This is a genomic window from Allomuricauda sp. F6463D, from assembly GCF_023015965.1.
Lineage (GTDB): Bacteria > Bacteroidota > Bacteroidia > Flavobacteriales > Flavobacteriaceae > Flagellimonas.
The window spans coordinates 743,681-759,511 of the sequence record NZ_JALKAN010000002.1 but is presented as its reverse complement, the minus strand read 5'-3'; the positions used below and the strand labels follow the sequence as shown (position 1 = coordinate 759,511).

Sequence of the window (15,831 nt, the reverse complement as noted above, 5' to 3'; positions counted from 1 at the left end):
CATGATTCAGTTTGATGAAAAAATATATTTCTACCTCTTGGCCATAATCCCGGTTATGGCCCTGGCATTCTTTTTTCTTCAAATATGGAAAAAAAAGACCCAAAAACGTTTTGCAAACACCTCAATTTTAAAACGATTGGCGCCAAACAGGTCTTCATTTAAATCCACAGTAAAATTGGTACTGTTATTGGTTGGTCTCGCTTTGCTGATAATGGGATTGGTAAACCCAAAAATAGGAACCAAATTAGAAACCGTGAAACGTGAAGGCGTGGACATCGTTTTTGCGATTGATGTTTCCAAAAGTATGCTTGCAGAGGACATTGCCCCGAACCGTTTAGAGAAAGCAAAACGTATAGTTTCAGAAATCATCAACCAATTGGCAAGTGATCGTATCGGTATTATTGCCTATGCAGGGCAGGCCTATCCACAATTGCCCATCACCACGGATTATGGTGCAGCCAAAATGTTCTTACAAAGTATGAACACCGATATGCTTTCATCCCAAGGAACCGCTATCAATGCGGCCATTGATTTGGCCAGCACTTATTATGATGACTCACAACAAACCAATAGGGTATTATTTATAGTTTCTGACGGTGAAGACCATTCCGAAAATTCCACCATCAATGCCGTTGAAAAAGCAACACAAAATGGTATCCGTATATTCACCATAGGTGTAGGTAAAGAAAAGGGAGCTCCTATTCCAATAAAGAGAAACAATATTGTAGAAACACTTAAAAAAGATAATGAGGGAGAGGTTGTCATTACAAAATTGAATGAAAATGTATTGATCGAGATTGCCGAAAGAGGAAATGGTGAATATATTGATGGCTCCAATACGGAGAATGCCGTTGATTACATAAAAGAGCAATTGAACAGAATGGACAAAACGGAATTTGAAGCCAAACAATTTGCAGAATACAAGGACCAGTTTCAATGGTTTCTTGCCGCAGGCTTTTTATTTCTATTTTTGGATATCTTCGTTTTGGACAGGAAAACACAATGGTTGAAAAAACTGAACCTATTTAATGAGCATGATGATGAATAAGACACTAATGACGTTTGCACTATTGCTTTGTTTCGGTTATGTCCAAGCCCAGAACGACGTCACCGTAGAAGCGAACAAAGAGACTGAACAAGCATTACAAACCTCTGCCAATCTTACATATGAGGCCAATGAGGAGCTTACTGCCAATAATTTTGTTATGGCAGAAGCCGACTACAGAAGAGCCATTTCAGTGAGTGAAAAAAATGCTGTGGCTCCTTTTAATCTAGGTAATGCTTATTACAATAGGGAAAGCTTTGGTGAAGCCTTTGGCAGGTATAAACAAGCAGGAGAGGCCGCCGATGATAAAGATAAAAAGCACAAAGCATTTCACAACATGGGCAATGTGTTCATGAAAAACAAGGAATACGAAAAAGCAGTGGAAGCCTATAAACAAGCTCTGCGCAGTAATCCCAACGACGAAGAGACCCGTTACAATTTTGCACTGGCAAAAAAAATGTTGGAAAAACAACAAGACGAGCAAAAGAATGATCAAAATAAAGATGATCAGGACAAGCAGGACGAAGAAAACGAGGACAAGGATAAAAACCAAGATCAGAACAACGAAGGAGGCGACAACGAGAAGGAAGAAGAAGGGGAGCAGAAAGAAGATGAAAATAAGGATAAGGGCGATCAAGGAGAAAATGGAGAGGATAAGCCTGAAGAAAACCAGAAAGGAGATGGGGATAAAAAGAAGGAAGAAGAGAAAAAGCCCAATGAAGGAGATCAGCCCCAGGATCAAAAACAACAGCCCAAACCCAACCAACTTTCCAAACAACAGATACAGAACTTGCTAGAGGCCATGCAAAACGAAGAGAAAAAAGTCCAGGAAAAAATGGAGGCCCGAAAAGTTCGTGGAAAAAAGATTAAAAACGAAAAGGATTGGTAATGAACACCTTGAAGGGCAACATATTGTTTATTTTGGGGATGTTCCTATTTACAGGATTACATTCATACGCCCAAGACGATACCGAAGAGGTTACGTTTACCATGAACCTGAGCAAGGAGAAATTAGGGATAAACGAACGTCTTCGTGTTGATTTTACCATGAATAAAGATGGGGACAACTTTATACCACCTCAATTTGAAGACTTTAAAGTGGTAATGGGGCCTTCGCAATCCATAAGTTCATCTTGGGTAAATGGTAAACGTAGTTTTTCCAAGACCTATACCTACATTTTGGTGCCAACGGCCAGAGGGAATTTTACCATAACCCAAGCCACCATTGAAATTGATGGACAAACCTATAAAACAACACCTAAAAAAGTTGAGGTAACCGCTGCTGTGAACAAACCCAATTCCCAAAAAACAGTGGATGATGTTGCGGATGAAAGCCTTCATCTGGTTGCGGAAGTCTCAAAAGGAAACCCTTATCTTAACGAAGCGGTAACTGTAATCTACAAACTCTACGTTAGTCCGAACATAAGCGTGACCAATTACCGTCCTTTGGACAATCCAACCTACAACAATTTTTGGAGTCAGGATATTCCAGTAACCAAACACACTGCACAAAATGGTACCTACCAAGGTAAGCCCTATCGATATGTGGTTTTAAAACGAGTCGTACTATATCCGCAAAAAACTGGCAAGTTGGACATAGAGCCACTTTCTTTGGAAATTTTTGTTGATGTACCCACCAATCGAAGAGATTTTTTCGGAGGTAGAATCTATACCCAGACCAGCAAGACCGTAGCTGCAGGAAATCGTACTATCAATGTAAAACCATTACCAGAAGCAGGTAAACCAGCTAATTATAGTGGGGCTGTAGGAGATTTTGATTTTACGGTAACCACAAGCAAGACCCAACTAAATGCCTCAGAATCGCTTCAGGCAAAGGTTTCAGTTTCCGGTAAAGGAAATTTAAAATTGTTCCAGTTGCCAGAACCAGAACTGCCAAGCTCATTAGAAGTTTATGATCCTGAATACGATGAGGACATCCGTACCTATAGCTCCGGTATGGAGGGAAAAATCGCAAACAATTACACCATAGTACCCTCTTTTAGAGGAAAGTATCCAATCCCCAGTATTTCCTTCAGTTTTTTTAATCCCAGTACAGGAAAGTATGAAACCATAAATTCTGAAGAGATTAACATTGAAGTTATTGAAGGGCCAACTGGAAGAGCCGATTTTGCAGCTAATTCTTCTACCAGCAAACAATTGGTAGTTCCAACGGGAGAGCAATTTCATTTTATCAATATAAATCCCAACCTGACTCCCATTGCAGTAAATCGATTCTTTGGTTCCAACATGTTCTTCATCTTATTGTTTGCTCCACTTTTATTTATACCTATAGTTATCTTTACTTTTAAGAAAAGAGAGGCCATTGCCAGTGATGTTGTAGGGAACAGAATAAAGAAAGCAAATAAATTGGCCAAAAAATTTCTGTCCACGGCTAAAAAGGAATTGGGAAACAAGGAAGCCTTTTACGTTGCGTTGGAAAAAGGACTGCACAATTATTTAAAAGCAAAATTACATATAGAGACATCTGAATTCAGTAAGGACAAAATAACCAATGTTCTTTCTGAAAAAAATGTGGATAAAGATAATATCAATGGGTTTATAGCTCTGCTGACCAATTGCGAAATGGCGCGATATAGCCCCTTTTCCAATGTTCAGATGCAGCAAGATTACGAAAAGGCCAGTGAGGTAATTTCTAAATTGGACAAGCAATTATGAGCATAAAAAAAATAGCCCTTTTACTTTGTCTTTTTTTGGTGACATTCGGGTTTTCCCAAAATGAAGATTTATTTAATAAGGCCACCGAACTTTATAATAACGGGGAATATTCCGCTGCTATAGAAAACTACGAGCAGATAATTGAAAATGGCAAGCACTCTGCATCTCTTTATTTTAATATGGGAAATTGCTATTATAAGCTTAATTCCATTGGTCCCAGCATTTATTATTATGAAAAAGCTTTACTTCTTTCTCCAAACAATAAAGAAATTCAGAACAATTTAAGGTTTGCCCAAAATATGAGATTGGATGCCATCGAAGAAATGCCTAAAACCGAGTTGTCCCGAATATATAATGCTGTAGTGGGTATGTTCTCCAATGACCAATGGGCATATTTGGCAGTGGGTCTGGTCTTTTTGTTCGTATTGGCCTACATGGCATACTATTTTCTGAGATCGGCCAATCAAAAAAGGGCGGCATTTATTTCGAGTATCTTTTCCCTTGCCCTTGCATTTATTTGTGTCCTAATGGCCTATCTAAGTCATCAGCAGTATAAAAAGAACGATTTCGCAATTGTCTTTAACAAAGAGGTCAACATAAATTCAGAGCCCAACAATAACAGTAATACCATTTTCACAATTCATGAAGGAACCAAAGTGAACGTTTTGGAAGAATTGGATGATTGGAAAAGAATACGCATTGCTGATGGTCAAACAGGTTGGTTATTGGCAGAAACTATTAGGCCGTTAAAAGATTTTTAGCCAAAATTTAACAAATAATTCTTCATCTTATCTTACATTTGCCACGTTCAAATAACATATGCGAATACTGGCAATACCTTTTATTTCTTTTCTGTTGGTCTCAATTCTCATGACCTCAGTCTTTGTTCCCTTTTTGGGACAGGAACACAGTACAGCTATTATTCTTAACGCTTCTGAAGAAGAGAACAACTCTCATGACACCTCAAGCAGTAAAGTATTTGACAATAAATGTTTTGTTTCCAAGAACTTCTTCACAACAGATTCATCTATAAATCAGGAGAAAAATGACAATACATTAGGATATGTATTTACTGTTTTGGAATTCACCCTCGAAACATTAGACCCACCCCCCCGAAGATTGATTTAACTCATAAATGTATGTTCAAATCAAATTTTCAGCATCCTTTTCCAAAGTTCATTTAGTATAAAGGATACATCTTATACATCATAATGTGCAACTAAATAAAAAATGACTTACCTTCCAGTATAGTATGTTTTTTATAGCGCTCGCATTTTGTTCTTGAAAGACCATTGACATTGATGCACTTTTTTAAAAAAGAATCACTGGAAAGTCGGTTTATCTTGAATAAAAGCTGCCAATTTAATTACGAGCAAATTGGTAGAACAGCCGAAGATTACAAGCCTGCACTTGGTATAAGGATAGTAAAGATTCCTTTGGACATAGATATCGTTGAGTTAAAAAAACCAGCTCTAGAAGGGGCAAAATTCAAGAAGACCCTTCAAGAACATTTTCAATGAGAGTACTGGTTAAAAATTTAAAGAAATGATATAATCTATACATCTAAGACCGAAAAATTCGGAATAAAATATTACTATGAAAGCACACACGAAAGAAACCCAGTCAACAATGACGCCAAATAAAGCCCTTGAATTTTTAAAAGAAGGCAATGAGCGTTTTCAAAAAAACTTAAAGGCTAATCGAAATCTTTTACAACAGGTTAATGAAACCCAAAACGGGCAATTCCCTTTTGCAACCATCCTAAGTTGTATAGATTCAAGAGTTTCAGCAGAGCTAGTATTTGATCAAGGATTAGGCGATATTTTCAGTATTAGGATTGCAGGAAATTTCGTTAACGAGGATATACTGGGCAGTATGGAATTTGCTTGTAAGCTTGCAGGAACCAAACTGTTAGTAGTCTTGGGACATACTAGTTGCGGTGCAATAAAAGGAGCCTGCGATCATGCTCGTTTAGGCAATCTAACTACATTGATAAACAAGATTGAACCTGCAGTGGACGCAGTTTCAAAACCAGAGGATGAAGCCTTAAGAACGTCAGAAAATCTAGATTTTGTAGATGCCGTGGCTGTTAAAAATGTTGAAATGGCCATAAAGGACATTAGAGATAAAAGCGACGTTTTGAAAGAAATGGAATCCAATGGAGAAATTGCCATTGTAGGCGCCATGTATAATGTCTCGGATGGTACGGTTTCTTTTTTCAACTAGAAAAAAGGAATCTTATAGAAAGGTCAATGACCTATGGATTATTGACCTTTTTAGGACTAATTATCATTATCATAACTTTTTTTAAATAAAACTATGTTCAAACATTTTAGAGGGGACCTTTTTGGAGGTATTACAGCAGGCATTGTAGCATTGCCTTTGGCACTTGCCTTTGGGGTAAGTTCTGGTTTGGGACCAAGTGCTGGATTATACGGAGCTATTTTTATTAGTTTTTTTGCTGCACTTTTTGGAGGAACAAGTACTCAAATTTCTGGCCCTACTGCACCAATGACCGCCGTTAGTATGGTGGTGGTTGCAGGTATTATCGCAATAAACGACGGGGACATCGAAAAAGCACTTCCGGCTATACTTACCGTCTTTTTACTGGCAGGGTTAATGCAGATTGGACTAGGATTAATCGGACTTGGAAAATATATCAAGTATATTCCATATCCCGTGGTATCGGGTTTCATGACCGCCATAGGTGTTATTATTCTTGTAACACAAATACTTCCCGCAGTTGGTTATTATCCAAAGGAAGATGAAGAATTTGTCAATCAATTTATGCCTCAAGCAGAGGAAAGTATTCTGGAAAATATTCTTAGGGAAGAAGCAGGGGAAGGTATTTTGGTGTTGGAAAATTTTGAAGAGACAATTAAACGGGCCGATCAGATCACACCGACTATTATGCAGCAAGAAGCCGCTACTTTGGCTGCAAAAGAGGCATCGGGTGTTGCAGGGACCTTAAAGGTGTTGCCAAGGGCTTTCCAGAACATAAATTGGTTAGAATTAAGTTTAGCTTTAGCAACCATATTTATTATTTACGGCTTTAAACGCATTACAACTGCGATACCAAGTACGCTGGTAGCATTGATCTTAGTTTCTGGTGTAGCTTTTGGTTTTGGGTTGGATTATCGCCCCATTGAACAAATCCCAAGTGGATTACCTACTCCCAATCTAGGGATATTTACAGATTTTAGTCTGAGTTCTGTTACACCTTATATTTTTACAGCGCTTACATTGGCCTTGTTAGGTGCTATAGATTCTTTGCTAACTTCTGTTGTTGCAGATAATATGACCCAAACAAAACACAAACCCAATAAAGAACTGGTAGGGCAAGGAATAGGAAATAGCATTGGAGCTATTTTTGGTGGACTTCCGGGTGCTGGAGCTACGATTAGAACCGTAGTAAACATTAATTCAGGTGGTAAAACCAAACTTTCTGGTATGGTTGCTGGGTTGCTTCTTCTTGTTATTTTATTGGCATTGGGACCTGTGGCTTCACAAATTCCAGCAGCTGTTTTGGCGGGAATATTGGTAACTGTAGGTATTGGTGTGATGGATTATCGAGGGTTAAAGGCCATACCTTACCTTCCAAAAGATATTAAATTGGGGCCATTAAAACTCAGTTCTGAGGTAATTATCATGTTGGTTGTAATGGCCCTTTCCTCTATATGGAACCTAGTTTACGCTGTTGGAATCGGTTTGGTAATCGCTTCATTGATGTTCATGAAAAAGATTGGAGATTTAACCGCGCAAAGGTCTGATGTAAAACCTTTGCGAGAAGAAGCTTGGTCCGACGAAAAAAATCTTCCCCAAAAAATCAAGGAAGAAGTTTTTATCAAGCATCTCAAAGGGCCTTTGTTTTTTGGATCTACAAGCGATTTTCAACAACTGGCCTCACAAATTCCTGATTCCGCGACCACCGTGGTCATAAGACTAGGTAGAATGCAGTATATGGACCAAAGTGGACTTTATGCGATGGAGGAAGTTTTACAAGATTTAAAACGGAAGGATATGAATGTACTTCTGGTGAATGTATTAGATCAACCGAAATATATGATGGAACGAATAGATATTATTCCAGATCTGATACCAGAAGAACATATATTTAAAAACTTTAAATCTTGTATGAAATGGGTAGATGAGAATTTAAATGTAAAAAAAGAAGCTTTACTAAGTTGATTATCCATAAAAAGGTTCTCTCAGGTATTCAGTACTAATAATTGGAGAACAGTGGGGCATGGTTTTGCAAAACCATGCCCCACTTATTTTTTTGTGAACATCCTTAGACTAAGGCGTCTATTAATTTGATTTACTGCTTATTATCTTAATACTTATCTATTAAAAGACAATTTGTTAAATTTGTCGCCCAATAGCGAAAGCAATCATGATTGATACCATAAAGGAGCACATCGTTGAAGTAGAAAACTTTACTTCGACCTCAATAGAAGAAATTGAAGCCTTCCGAATCAAGTATTTGGGTAAAAAGGGTCTTTTGAACAATTTCTTTGCCGAATTTAAAAACGTACCCAACGAGCAGAAAAAAGATTTCGGCAAGGTAATCAATCAATTAAAAAATACAGCAACCGAAAAGATCAATGAACTAAAGGAAGCCTTGGAAAACCAAAAAGAGGCTACTGGAAAATATGGTGATTTGACCAGACCTGGCGAACCAGTTGAAATAGGTTCGCGTCATCCCATCAGTATTGTGAAGAACCAAATAATTGATATCTTTTCCCGCATTGGCTTTAACGTATCCGAAGGTCCCGAAATTGAAGATGACTGGCACAACTTTACAGCACTCAATCTTCCGGAATACCACCCCGCTAGAGATATGCAGGATACATTTTTCATCCAAACCGATCCAGATATTCTATTACGTACCCATACTTCTTCGGTACAGGTAAGGTATATGGAAGACAATAAACCCCCTATCAGAACTATTTCTCCCGGTAGAGTATATAGAAACGAAGCAATTTCAGCTCGTTCCCATTGCTTTTTTCATCAAGTAGAAGGTTTGTATGTGGACAAGAATGTTTCGTTTGCCGACCTTAAACAGACGTTACAATATTTTACATCGGAAATGTTCGGAAAATCAAAGATTAGATTGCGTCCTTCTTATTTTCCCTTTACAGAGCCCAGTGCAGAAGTGGATGTTTACTGGGGCCTTGAGACCGAAACCGATTACCGCATGACCAAAGGTACGGGATGGTTGGAAATTATGGGCTGTGGCATGGTAGATCCCAATGTACTCAAGAATTGTGGAATAGACCCTGAAGTATATTCCGGTTTTGCCTTTGGAATGGGAATTGATCGTATTGCACTATTGCTACATCAAATTTCAGATATTAGATTGCTCAGTGAAAATGATGTTCGCTTCTTGGAGCAGTTTAAAAGCGCACTATAAACACGCTTTATGAAAAAGGATATTGAGATTCCCGTGGTCAAGGATGTACATCTAGCAGTAATCCATGAATGGAACGATGAATCTCTTTCCAACAATTGGAATGCCTATCTAATCAATAATAGATTAGATGCTATTGAAATGGTCATGGTGGTTTCAAAAGGGTTCGATGAGGAAACAAAAACCTCAACTATGCGCCACGGAATTGGAATTCTTGAACCTAAATCCTTTAAAAAAATTGAATTGTTACCAGAAGAACTTTTGTCGCTCAATAATGAGTTCTTTGTCACCTTTTTTGCCGAAAACAAATTATTTGAAAAAAGGTTCCTATTTCCTAAAAACACCATTGCAGCAAAAAACCTTACCCCTATTCCAATCATAGATAAAGAAGGGGTTCTTTCCGAAGCTTGATTGTCCTTTTATTTACAGAATTTTTTTAACAAAATTTTAGTTTTAATTGGTTCGGTAGATACCGAACCAATACTACCTTTGCGGTCTATTTTCTAATATATGTCCAGAGAAGAACAGAAAAAGAAGTTAATCGAAGAGCTTGGGATCCATTTGGAAAACCAACATGATATACCGCCATTGGCCGCCAGACTCTATGCCATGCTGGTTGTTACCGATCGTGACGGACTGAGTTTTGATGAATGTAAAATGATTAGATCCGCTAGTAAAAGTTCCATTTCATCATCGTTGAACCTTCTTTTAAAGTTAGGATTGATCAATTATTTTACTAAGCCGGGCGACCGCAAACGGTATTTTAAAACTTCTGCTGCCAACACCTTCTATATAACTAAACTAGAAGAAAAGCTAAAGCGCATAGAACAAGAAAACCGCATCATCACTAAAATTAGAAAATACAATCAAACATATAGTCCAGAACGCTTTGAGATTAACAAAGAGCGTGCAGAAATCTATCATTCTTTTATCAAACAGAGTGAAGAATTATTGAGCAATACCCTTAATTCACTTAAAGAAATAGACAATCACAATTAAACAACCCCAACTATTATAGCAATGAAAAAGATTTCATTAGTCCTTACTGCCGTTAGTCTTGCACTTTTGACTTCCTGCGGAAGCAAAAACCAGCAGCAAGTTGCTGCACCACAAGCACCCACTCTTAAAGTGAGTACACTGGAAAAACAGGATATCACCCTTTTCAATTCCTATGCCACCAATATTCAGGGTGAGCAAAATGTAGAAATATGGCCCAAAGTTTCCGGCTTTGTACAAAAAATCTATGTTGAAGAAGGACAACAAGTAAAAAAGGGGCAATTACTGTTCAAATTGGAAACCGCATCACTTTCCCAAGATGCTGAGGCTGCTAAAGCTGCCGTCAACGTGGCCCAAGTAGAGGTAAACAAATTGGTTCCCTTGGTAGAGAAAAACATAATCAGTGAAATTCAATTGGAAACCGCCAAGGCCCAACTTAAACAGGCAAAAAGCAACTATAGTAGCATTGCTGCCAATATTGGCTATTCTAACATTACAAGTCCAGTAAATGGATATATCGGCGAGATTCCTTACAAAGTAGGTGCATTGGTTAGCAGTACGATGGGCAAGCCACTTACCATGGTATCGGATATTAACAAAATCCGAGCTTATTTTTCTATGAACGAAAAAGAGTTGCTAAAATTAAAAATGCAAATGGCAGATAATGGGTCAGCCGTTTCTTCCGAAAGCTCCCCAGAAGTGGAACTTGTAATGATCAATGGGGAAACTTATCCGCAAAAAGGAAAAATTGCCATGATCAACAACATCATCAATTCCTCCACCGGTAGTGTAACACTTAGGGCAGATTTTGACAACCCAGACCACCTATTGAGCTCTGGGAGTACGGGCAACATCAAAATTCCTTCAATATATAGCAACACTTTTGTGATTCCCCAGTTTGCCACTATCGACCTTCAGGGCACCAAAATGGTTTTTATATTGAACGAGGACAACACAGTAACCACAGTGCCTATCAAAATTGTTGCTCAAACGGATACTTCATTTATAATTAAGGAAGGTTTGGAAAACGGAACTACCATAGTTTCGGAAGGAGTTTCCAAATTAAAAGATGGCCAGGCCATTAATCCTGTAAAACAATAATTACTATCCACTATTTATAGAACAATCAACCTATGTTCCAAAAATTTATAGATCGTCCTGTACTTTCCACGGTTATATCCGTAATCATAGTGATTTTGGGTATTTTAGGATTAAGTACATTGCCCGTTGAACAATATCCGGAAATTGCTCCACCAACTGTTCAGGTTACGGCAAATTATACAGGCGCCAATGCCGAGACAGTACTAAACAGTGTGGTTATCCCCCTTGAAGAGCAAATCAACGGTGTTGAGGGAATGACCTACATAACCTCATCTGCGAGTAATGATGGTGCAGCCAATATCAGTGTATTTTTTGAACTTGGAGTTGACCCCGATATTGCTGCGGTAAACGTTCAAAACCGTGTCGCTAGAGCTAACAGTCTATTACCACAGGAAGTTATAAATACTGGTGTCACCACTCAAAAAGCGCAGAACAGTGCCTTGCTTTTCTTTTCTATTTTTTCTGAAAACACGGATTATGATGCCACATTTGTAGAGAATTATGCCAAAATTAATCTTGTTCCAAGATTACAGAGAATTAAAGGGGTTGGTAATGTGAATGTATTTGGAGCCAAGGATTATTCCATGAGAATATGGATAACCCCTGATAAAATGGCTGCATACAATTTAGTCCCTGCTGATATACAATCCGCGTTGAGCGAACAGAACAGAGAAGCGGCAACAGGAAAGATCGGTGAGAACGCCGATGGCATTTTTGAATATGTCATGAAATATAAAGGACGTTTATCCGAAGTTGAGGATTATGAAAACATCATATTAAAAACAACTGAAGATGGTGGTTTCCTTAGATTAAAAGATGTTGCTGAAATAGAACTTGGAGCATTGAGCTATGTTCGGAAAAACTCCGGTATGGGAAATCCTGGTGTAGCTGTTGGGGTCTACCAAACATCTGGTTCAAATGCGAACGAGATAATAGAACAAATCGAAACTATTTTGGAAGAAGCAAAAGTGGATTTTCCAAAAGGTCTGGATTATGTTATCCCCTTTAATTCCAAGGACTTCTTAGATGCTTCCATAGATCATGTAGTAAAAACTTTGATCGAAGCATTTATACTGGTATTTATCGTGGTATTCCTGTTTCTTCAGGATTTTAGGTCCACTTTAATTCCTGCTATTGCCGTGCCCGTGGCCATTATAGGTACTTTTTTCTTCCTACAATTGTTTGGTTACTCCATCAACATGCTTACACTTTTCGCCATGATATTGGCCATTGGAATTGTGGTGGATGATGCCATTGTGGTGGTCGAAGCTGTCCATGCTAAGCTTGAAGAAGGAGCAGAGTCGGCCAAAACAGCAACCAAAAATGCCATGAGTGAAATATCGGGTGCCATAATCTCCATTACCTTGGTAATGTCTGCCGTATTTATCCCTGTTTCGTTTATTCAAGGATCCTCCGGTGTATTTTACCAGCAATTTGGTATTACATTGGCCGTGGCGATTTTGATATCTGCCGTAAACGCGTTAACCTTAAGCCCTGCTCTGGCGGCCCTGTTTCTCAAACCACATAAACCCGAGCAAGGTAAAAAGTCCAATTTCTTAAAGCGCTTTTTTAAAGCCTTTAATATTGGTTTTACCACAATGACCAATAAATACACGAACACTATTGGCGTGTTGGTTAAAAGAAAGTGGGTGACTTTTGCATTTCTTATTGCCTTCTGTATCGTTGCAGTATTTCTGTTTAAATCCACACCTTCCGGATTTGTACCAGATGAAGACCGCGGAATGATCTTTGCCAATGTAAGCATGCCACCCGGTACCACTATCGAAAAAACGGAGGAGACCATCATGAAATTGGATTCCATTTATGAGTCCATGGATGTAATCGACGCAAGGATGAGCGTTGCAGGTTTCAGTATTTTGAACAGGGTCAGTGCCGGTTCCTATGCCTTTTCCATTATGAAATTAAAGGATTGGAGCGAAAGAAAGGCAGATTCACTATCTGTAGATGCAACCTTGAAAAAGTTGTATGGTATAACCGCTGGCTTTAGTGATGCACAGATAATTTATTTTACACCACCAAGTATACAAGGTTTTGGTACCAGTTCTGGTTTTGAAGTACAGCTTCAAAGCAAAACAGGTGAGGATTGGGACGCTATCAACGATGTGAAGAACCAATTTTTGGGTGCCCTAAATGCAAGACCAGAAATACAATATGCCATTTCCCAATTCGACCCGGGGTTTCCACAATATGATTTGGATATAGATATGGAGAAAGTGAAAATGGCAGGGTTCACAGCAACCAATATATTTAATGCACTACAAGGATATTTTGGAGGTATCTATGCGACCGATTTTAATAAATTCGGTAAACAATATCGTGTTATGATCCAGGCCAAACCCGAACATCGTGCCAATGAAAATTCGTTGAACCATATTTTTGTGAGAAACAGCAATGGGGAATCGGTTGCAGTAAGTCAGTTTGTAACACTTAATAAAATATATGGCCCTGAGGTTGTTCAGCGATTCAACTTGTTAAGTGCGGTCAAAGTGACTGGTGTTCCTAATGCAGGCTATAGTACTGGGGATGCCATTACGGCCATTGAAGAAGTTGCGGCCCAAGTATTGCCGACTTCCTATACTTATGATTATTCAGGACTTTCACGCGAGGAAAGTAATGCAGGTTCCCAGACCATTCTCATTTTTATCTTGAGTCTAATATTCGTGTATTTTTTGTTGAGCGCACAGTACGAAAGTTATATTTTACCACTTTCCATACTGTTATCGCTTCCGTTTGGTATAGCAGGTGCGATTCTTTTCATCAACTTGGCAGGCTTGCAAAATAACATCTATTTCCAGATTGCCTTAATTATGTTGATAGGTCTGTTGGCCAAAAACGCGATTTTAATCGTAGAGTTTGCATTGCAACGAAGACGGGCAGGATTATCGCTCTTCGATGCAGCAGCAGATGGTGCCCGTGCTAGGCTACGTCCTATTTTGATGACCTCCTTTGCTTTCATTTTTGGTCTATTACCATTGGCTCTTTCATCAGGTATTGGGGCAATTGGCAACCAATCAATCGGGGTAAGTGCTGTTGGTGGAATGCTAGTGGGAACCATTTTAGGGGTTTTTGCAGTACCGGTCCTTTTTGTGGTATTCCAGGCACTGCAAGAACGTGTCTCAGGAAAACCAGAATCTATTGAAGTAAAAAACGCTTAATTACAAAGCTAAAAAGCATGAAATCAAAATCCACATATAAATTTGTTCTGTTGCTCTCAGTTTCTTTGCTGTTACAATCTTGTTTTGTAGCAAAAAACTATTCGAGGCCCGAGATAGAAACCGATAACCTTTACAGAACGGATCATTTGCCAAAAGATAGTATTTCCATGGCCAGCGTCTCTTGGAAAGACCTGTTTAAAGATGAGCAATTGAAATCCTATATTGAACAAGGGCTTAAAAACAACATAGATATTAGGATTGCCCTACAAAATGTTGTTGCCTCCGAAGCCTATGTAAAACAGGGCAAGGCAGGATTTTACCCTACCCTATCCGGAACGGCAAGTTTTACTAGAACAAAAAATTCGGAAAATAGCCAATTTGGTAGCTTTTTTACCCGTCCACTAGAACAATATGAATTATCCGGAACCCTTTCATGGGAGGCTGATATTTGGGGAAAGATCAGAAGTAATAAAAGGGCTTTTAGTGCTGCTTACCTACAAAGCGTTTCCGCCCATCAAGCTGTAAAAACTAACTTGATTGGCAAAATTGCTTCTACCTATTATCAATTGTTGGCTTTGGATAAACAATTGGAAGTTTCCAAACAAACTTTGGAAGCTAGAAAAAATAGTTTGGAAACCACCATTAGCCTTAAAGACGCAGGTCAGGTTACCGAAGTTGCGGTGAAACAAACCGAAGCACAAGTACATTCTACAGAGATTATCGTGATTGACTTGGAAAACAACATTAAGCTTTTGGAAAATGCCTTTAGTATATTGTTGGGAGAAGGCCCTCAAAAAATACAAAGGGGAAGTTTGGACAATCAGATCATCGACACAGAGTTGAGTACAGGTATTCCATATTTATTGCTCGCCAACCGTCCAGATGTATTACAAGCGGAATATGGTCTTATCAATGCTTTTGAACTGACGAATGTAGCCAAAAGCAGTCTATATCCTTCGTTGAGCTTATCTGCTTCAGGAGGTTTCCAAAGTTTGGAACTTGATAATTGGTTGGATGCAAGTTCATTGTTCTCATCCTTAATAGGTTCTTTGACCCAGCCAATTTTCAAAGGACGTCAACTACGTACCCAGTGGGAAGCGTCCAAAGCCAAACAACAACAAGCATTTTTGGCATATAAGCAAGCATTGCTTACGGCAGGCAGGGAAGTGAGCGATGCCCTCTATACCTATGAAGCGGAAACAAGGAAAATTGAGGCACGCTCTAAAGAATTGAACGCTTATTCCAAAGCTGAAGACTATTCCGAAGAATTATTGAATAATGGTCTAGCCAATTATTTGGAGGTTCTAACTGCGCGGCAAAATGCTTTGAGCTCCGAACTTAACTATGTAGATTCACAATATGCCCAATTAAATGCCATTGTGGAATTGTACAGAGCGCTTGGTGGAGGCTGGAAATAATACTTGCAC

General features: G+C 38.8%; 14 protein-coding genes. All 14 read left to right on the top strand.

Annotation, left to right across the window (positions count from 1 at the left end; all coding sequences use genetic code 11):
- The first annotated feature begins 1 nt into the window (after position 1).
- Positions 2-1,048 (top strand): VWA domain-containing protein, encoded by a 1,047-nt coding sequence (locus MWU56_RS11860; RefSeq protein ID WP_247044705.1) that lies wholly within the window; start codon positions 2-4, stop codon positions 1,046-1,048.
- Complete coding sequence (locus MWU56_RS11855; protein ID WP_247044704.1) at positions 1,035-1,934, top strand: tetratricopeptide repeat protein; 900 nt, start codon at positions 1,035-1,037, stop codon at positions 1,932-1,934. Before MWU56_RS11860 ends, MWU56_RS11855 begins: the two co-directional genes overlap by 14 nt.
- Complete coding sequence (locus MWU56_RS11850) at positions 1,934-3,721, top strand: BatD family protein (RefSeq protein ID WP_247044703.1); 1,788 nt, start codon at positions 1,934-1,936, stop codon at positions 3,719-3,721. The genes MWU56_RS11855 and MWU56_RS11850 overlap by 1 nt, the downstream gene beginning before the upstream one ends.
- Positions 3,718-4,482, top strand: a complete 765-nt coding sequence (locus MWU56_RS11845) for an SH3 domain-containing protein (RefSeq protein WP_247044702.1) — start codon at positions 3,718-3,720, stop codon at positions 4,480-4,482. Before MWU56_RS11850 ends, MWU56_RS11845 begins: the two co-directional genes overlap by 4 nt.
- Before the next feature lie 58 nt (positions 4,483-4,540).
- Positions 4,541-4,849, top strand: a complete 309-nt coding sequence (locus tag MWU56_RS11840) for a hypothetical protein (protein ID WP_247044701.1) — start codon at positions 4,541-4,543, stop codon at positions 4,847-4,849.
- A 215-nt stretch (positions 4,850-5,064) separates the two neighbouring features.
- Positions 5,065-5,241, top strand: coding sequence for a hypothetical protein (locus tag MWU56_RS11835; protein ID WP_247044700.1), 177 nt, complete (start codon positions 5,065-5,067; stop codon positions 5,239-5,241).
- 76 nt (positions 5,242-5,317) lie between these two features.
- Entirely contained in the window at positions 5,318-5,947 is a 630-nt protein-coding gene (locus MWU56_RS11830) for a carbonic anhydrase family protein (RefSeq protein WP_247044699.1), read from the top strand.
- Between the two features lie 93 nt (positions 5,948-6,040).
- A complete protein-coding gene (locus tag MWU56_RS11825; RefSeq protein ID WP_247044698.1) occupies positions 6,041-7,909 on the top strand; it encodes a SulP family inorganic anion transporter in 1,869 nt (622 codons plus the stop codon).
- A 205-nt stretch (positions 7,910-8,114) separates the two neighbouring features.
- Positions 8,115-9,134, top strand: coding sequence for a phenylalanine--tRNA ligase subunit alpha (gene pheS, locus MWU56_RS11820; RefSeq protein WP_247044697.1), 1,020 nt, complete (start codon positions 8,115-8,117; stop codon positions 9,132-9,134).
- Positions 9,135-9,143: 9 nt separating this feature from the next.
- Entirely contained in the window at positions 9,144-9,542 is a 399-nt protein-coding gene (locus MWU56_RS11815; RefSeq protein ID WP_247044696.1) for a hypothetical protein, read from the top strand.
- 99 nt (positions 9,543-9,641) lie between these two features.
- Positions 9,642-10,130, top strand: a complete 489-nt coding sequence (locus tag MWU56_RS11810; RefSeq protein WP_247044695.1) for a transcriptional regulator — start codon at positions 9,642-9,644, stop codon at positions 10,128-10,130.
- Positions 10,131-10,151: 21 nt separating this feature from the next.
- On the top strand, positions 10,152-11,228 hold the full coding sequence (locus MWU56_RS11805) for an efflux RND transporter periplasmic adaptor subunit (RefSeq protein WP_247044694.1): 1,077 nt from the start codon (positions 10,152-10,154) through the stop codon (positions 11,226-11,228).
- Between the two features lie 32 nt (positions 11,229-11,260).
- On the top strand, positions 11,261-14,404 hold the full coding sequence (locus MWU56_RS11800) for an efflux RND transporter permease subunit (protein ID WP_247044693.1): 3,144 nt from the start codon (positions 11,261-11,263) through the stop codon (positions 14,402-14,404).
- 17 nt (positions 14,405-14,421) lie between these two features.
- Positions 14,422-15,822, top strand: coding sequence for an efflux transporter outer membrane subunit (locus MWU56_RS11795; RefSeq protein WP_247044692.1), 1,401 nt, complete (start codon positions 14,422-14,424; stop codon positions 15,820-15,822).
- Positions 15,823-15,831: the final 9 nt, after the last annotated feature.

What these genes read in the sequence shown, in the direction of transcription:
- MWU56_RS11795 (WP_247044692.1), top strand. Translation starts at nt 14,422, where the DNA reads ATGAAATCAAAATCCACATATAAATTTGTTCTGTTGCTCTCAGTTTCT.
- MWU56_RS11860 (WP_247044705.1), top strand. Translation starts at nt 2, where the DNA reads ATGATTCAGTTTGATGAAAAAATATATTTCTACCTCTTGGCCATAATC.
- MWU56_RS11855 (WP_247044704.1), top strand. Translation starts at nt 1,035, where the DNA reads ATGATGATGAATAAGACACTAATGACGTTTGCACTATTGCTTTGTTTC.
- MWU56_RS11850 (WP_247044703.1), top strand. Translation starts at nt 1,934, where the DNA reads ATGAACACCTTGAAGGGCAACATATTGTTTATTTTGGGGATGTTCCTA.
- pheS (WP_247044697.1), top strand. Translation starts at nt 8,115, where the DNA reads ATGATTGATACCATAAAGGAGCACATCGTTGAAGTAGAAAACTTTACT.
- MWU56_RS11830 (WP_247044699.1), top strand. Translation starts at nt 5,318, where the DNA reads ATGAAAGCACACACGAAAGAAACCCAGTCAACAATGACGCCAAATAAA.
- MWU56_RS11825 (WP_247044698.1), top strand. Translation starts at nt 6,041, where the DNA reads ATGTTCAAACATTTTAGAGGGGACCTTTTTGGAGGTATTACAGCAGGC.
- MWU56_RS11840 (WP_247044701.1), top strand. Translation starts at nt 4,541, where the DNA reads ATGCGAATACTGGCAATACCTTTTATTTCTTTTCTGTTGGTCTCAATT.
- MWU56_RS11845 (WP_247044702.1), top strand. Translation starts at nt 3,718, where the DNA reads ATGAGCATAAAAAAAATAGCCCTTTTACTTTGTCTTTTTTTGGTGACA.
- MWU56_RS11800 (WP_247044693.1), top strand. Translation starts at nt 11,261, where the DNA reads ATGTTCCAAAAATTTATAGATCGTCCTGTACTTTCCACGGTTATATCC.
- MWU56_RS11805 (WP_247044694.1), top strand. Translation starts at nt 10,152, where the DNA reads ATGAAAAAGATTTCATTAGTCCTTACTGCCGTTAGTCTTGCACTTTTG.
- MWU56_RS11810 (WP_247044695.1), top strand. Translation starts at nt 9,642, where the DNA reads ATGTCCAGAGAAGAACAGAAAAAGAAGTTAATCGAAGAGCTTGGGATC.
- MWU56_RS11815 (WP_247044696.1), top strand. Translation starts at nt 9,144, where the DNA reads ATGAAAAAGGATATTGAGATTCCCGTGGTCAAGGATGTACATCTAGCA.